This window comes from Burkholderia sp. Ac-20392 (assembly GCF_017104585.1).
GTDB classification, from domain to species: domain Bacteria; phylum Pseudomonadota; class Gammaproteobacteria; order Burkholderiales; family Burkholderiaceae; genus Burkholderia; species Burkholderia lata.
Genome location: NZ_JAAGPB010000618.1, coordinates 1 through 4,153 on the forward strand (window position 1 = coordinate 1; position 4,153 = coordinate 4,153).

Annotated in this window: 5 protein-coding genes; all 5 read right to left on the minus strand. The window is 69.9% G+C overall.

Features of this window, described 5'->3' with window-relative positions; genetic code table 11:
• Window positions 1-36: 36 nt before the first annotated feature.
• Window positions 37-654 (minus strand): DUF4126 domain-containing protein, encoded by a 618-nt coding sequence (locus G3N99_RS35620; protein WP_011352729.1) that lies wholly within the window; start codon window positions 652-654, stop codon window positions 37-39.
• Between the two features lie 211 nt (window positions 655-865).
• The gene (sugE, locus tag G3N99_RS35625) at window positions 866-1,186 is read right to left on the minus strand and encodes a quaternary ammonium compound efflux SMR transporter SugE (protein ID WP_039370509.1); all 321 of its coding nucleotides are present in this window, start codon (window positions 1,184-1,186) and stop codon (window positions 866-868) included.
• Window positions 1,187-1,330: 144 nt separating this feature from the next.
• A complete protein-coding gene (locus G3N99_RS35630) occupies window positions 1,331-1,615 on the minus strand; it encodes a DUF333 domain-containing protein (RefSeq protein WP_174942663.1) in 285 nt (94 codons plus the stop codon).
• Between the two features lie 158 nt (window positions 1,616-1,773).
• Window positions 1,774-2,472 (minus strand): two-component system response regulator KdpE, encoded by a 699-nt coding sequence (gene kdpE / locus G3N99_RS35635; protein WP_039370506.1) that lies wholly within the window; start codon window positions 2,470-2,472, stop codon window positions 1,774-1,776.
• Window positions 2,465-4,153 (minus strand): DUF4118 domain-containing protein (locus G3N99_RS35640; protein WP_206124701.1); only part of this gene is annotated, 1,689 nt, incomplete at its 5' end. The genes kdpE and G3N99_RS35640, both read right to left, overlap by 8 nt.

Sequence of the window (4,153 nt, forward strand, 5' to 3'; positions counted from 1 at the left end):
CCCCGGCCGGCGGCTGCGCCGCGTGTTGCCGCCCCTTCAATCGCGCTTCCCCCCGATCGAGTTGAGCCGCGACACCATGTGGTTCGCCATGCCGCGAAAGCCGCCCGAGACGCCACGCCACAGGCGCGGGAGCGCCCACGCGGACGCCGCGATGAAAGCGGCAAGCAGCACGAGGAACGCAAGCGGAACGAAAAACGCGAGCACGAGCCCGCCGACCACGAGGCCGTCCTCGGTCGACGATGCGATCCAGTTCGAAATCGGTTCGGGCGACAGGTTGATCATCGCGCGCGTGCCGGCCTTCGCCACGTGCGCGGCACCGGCGAGCGAGCCGCCCGCGAGCCCAGCAACCGCGAGCACGGTCGGATCGGCATGGCCAAGCGCGCCGGCTGCGAGCACGGCGCCGGCCGGAATGCGGATGAAGGTGTGCACGGCATCCCACAGCGAGTCGAACGCGGGGATCTTGTCGGCAAGGAATTCGGTAACGGTGAGCACGGCCGCGGCGCCGATGACCCATGGCGACATCAGGACGGCCAGCGTGTCGGGCAGGTGGAGCCAGCCGAACCGCGCCAGCACGCCGGCGATCAGCACCGTCAGGTACAGACGCAGGCCGCTCGCCCACGCGAGCCCCGCGCCGAGCGAAATGGCTTCGATCATGGCCCTCTCCTTGCACTTTCCGTGCGCTTTGCCGATTGATCGGATCGAGGCGGACAGACCGGCCGCGCGGCGCGTGGCGACCGGCACCGCGTGCCGCGAGAAGCACGACGGTATTCAGGCCCGAATGCGTTCCATTATAGACAGGCTGGGCGGCCGGCCTGCGCAATTCCGCAGTGCGGCACCCGGGCGCGTGCGCACCCGGATGCGTTCGTCAGGCAGCCGACGACAGCTTGAGGCCGATCAGTCCCGCGACGATCAGCGCGGCGCTCGCGACGCGCGCGACGGTGAGCGCCTCGCCCATCATCACGATGCCGAACACGAACGCACCGACCGCGCCGATGCCCGTCCACACCGCGTACGCGGTGCCGAGCGGCAACTGGCGCATCGCGACCGCGAGCAGCCCGAAGCTGGCCAGCGCCGTCACGATCGTAAACACCGACGGACCGAGCTTCGTAAAGCCGTCCGACGATTTCATGCCGGCCGCCCAGGCCACTTCCAGCAAACCGGCAATGAACAACAATACCCACGCCATCTCGACGTACTCCGTATCGGATGGGGCCGTCCCCGTTGAAGCGAATGACCCGGGGTCGTCCCCGGGCGGCGCCGAGTATAACAAGATGCTTACGGACGCGGCGCGTGGCCGGCGGCCGATCGGGGGCGCGACCGGCCGGGCCGGTCAGTTCGATACGCGCTTCGGCGTGGCGCCGCCGACGCAGCGGTCGTCGCGGTACAGCGCCCATTCCTCGCACACGCGGCCATCCTTGAACACGCACATGCCGACCTGCCCGCTCGACAGGTTGCGGATCGTGTGGCGACCGCCGAGCTTGGCGCAATTGACCGACGCGGGATTGGCCATCGCCTGCTGCTGCGACGACGGTTGCTGCCCGGGCGGCAGCGGTTGGGCGAACGCGCCAGACGCGGCAAGCGCCAGCGCACAGATGACGACCAGACGGACGGACATTGCACGCTCCTCGTTTTCGTTCGCGGAACGGTCAGGATAACGGGGAATGAGCGCCGGGTGTGCAACACGCGCGTCGGCCGCGAGACTGTCGCGCCGACGCAACCGTGCCGGCCCGCGACGTCGCGCGCGCGGGCGTCGCTGCGGCCCGGCCGGGCCCGTCATGCGGCGCCGACGAGCCGGTAGCCGACACCCGTCTCGGTGACGATGTACTCGGGCTGCGCCGGGTCGCGCTCGAGCTTCTGGCGCAGGTGCGCCATGTAGATCCGCAGGTAATGATGGCTTTCGACGTGCGACGGCCCCCACACGTCGCGCAGCAGCTGGCGGTGCGTGAGCACGCGCCCCGCGTGCCGCACGAGCGTCGCGAGCAGCCGGTACTCGAGCGGCGTCAGGTGCACGATTTCGTTGTCGCGCCACACCTGGCGCAGCGCGAGATCGACGGTCACGGTGCCGAAGGTCACCTTCGGCGACTCGTTCGCGCCGCCCTGGTTGCGCCGGCGCAGTTGCGCGCGAATCCGCGCACGCAGTTCGGACACGCCGAACGGCTTGGTCAGGTAATCGTCGGCGCCCGCGTCGAGCGCCGCGACCTTCTCTTCTTCCTGCGTGCGCGCGGACAGCACGATCACCGGCACCTCGGACCAGCCGCGCAGCTCGCGGATCACGTCGAGGCCATCGGTATCGGGCAGGCCGAGGTCGACGATCACGAGATCGGGCTTGCGCGTCGCCGCGTCGATCAGCCCCTGCTTGCCCGTCTCGGCCTCGAACACCGCGATGTCCTCCTCCTCGAGCGCGGCGCGCACGAAACGGCGGATCTGCTTTTCGTCCTCGATCAGGACGACGGTCAGGCTGGGTTCACTCATGATCTGGCAATGATTCGGATGGGGACGACGCACCCGGCACATCGGGTTCGTCGTCGGGTACGGCAGGCGCAGCCGGCGGTGTCTCGACCGGCAGCGTGAACCAGAAACGCGCGCCCGTCACGTGGCCGTCGGGTGCCGTACGGTTGAGCGCGCCGATTTTACCGCCGTGCGCCTCGACGATCGCGCGGCAAATCGCGAGGCCGAGGCCGATGCCCGGCGTCGCCGATTCCTTCTCGCCGCGCGTGAACTTGTCGAAGATGCGCGTTTCCATCCCGGCCGGCAGGCCGGGACCGTAGTCGTCGACGAGCACGCGCACGAACGGCAAGCCGTCTTCGGTCACGCGCTCGGCGCCGATGTCGAGCGGCGTATCGGCCGGCGTGTACTTCGCCGCATTCTCGAACAGGTTGGTGAACAGGCGCTCCATCAGCACCGCGTCCATCTGCAGGAGCGGCAGGTCGGCCGGCAGCACGACGCGCGCGGGATGGCGCGCCAGCACGCGCTTGCATGCGGCGAGTGCGGCGCCGACGGTTTCCTCGAGCAGCGACCACTGGCGCTTCAACTGCAGGCTGCCGGCCTGCAGCCGCGCCATATCGAGCAGGTTCGTGACGATGCCCGTCATCCGCAGCGCCTCGTCGTGGATCGCGTCGACGAGCTCACCCTCGCGCTGCGCGAAGCGTTCGGCCGCCGCGGCATCGCCGCCCTGCGCGGCCGTGCGCCCGTTCGCGAGCATCGACGAGAAGCCGACGATCGTCGTGAGCGGCGTGCGCAGGTCGTGCGAGATCGCCGACAGCAGCGAGTTGCGCAACCGCTCGGATTCCATGCTGACGAGTGCATCGCGCGCGATCTCCACGTAGTGCACGCGTTCGAGCGCAAGCGCGATCTGCGCGGCGAACGCGTCGAGCATCCGCTGCTGCTCCGGCACCTCGAGTTCGCGCGGCTCGCGCGACGCCACCGCGAGCACGCCGCGCGTGCGCATCGGCGCCTTCAGCGGCAGGTACAGCGCGGCCGTCGCGGGCAACGTATCGGTGCCGCGGCCGGCCGGCTTCTGCTGGTCGTACACCCACTGGCCGACATCGCTGTCGAGATCGGCGCCCGTCAGCGTGACGGCCGCATCGGGCTCCTCGATCTTCTGCCGCACCTTGTCCGCGCTGTCGGGCAGCAGGAACGCGACGCGCGCACGGAACACCTCGCCCACGTGGCGGCTGCCGATCTCGACGATCTGCTCGGTGGTCAGCGCCGCGCCCAGCTCGCGCGCCATCGCGTAGATCGCGCCGGTGCGGCGCTCGCGGCGCTGCGCGACGCTCGCCTGGCGCGTCAGCGTCGACGTCAGGTGGCTGATCACGAGCGACGTCAGCAGCATCCCGAAGAAGGTCAGCAGGTATTGCGTGTCGCTGACCGAGAACGACATGCGCGGTGGCACGAAGAAGTAATCGAACGCGGCCACCGACAGGAACGACTGCAGCACGCCCGGGCCGCGCCCGAGCCGCACGGCCGAGAACACGACGCCGAGCAGGTACAGCATCACGAGGTTCGTGAGGTCGAGCCGCTCGGACACGAGGCTCGCGACCACCGTGATCGCCGCGCAGATCGCGGCCGCGTACACGTAGTGCCGCGGCGGCGAACGATGCGTACCGAACTGCGCGAACGCGTCGCGCCAGTCGCGCGCACGCGCGTCGAGCGG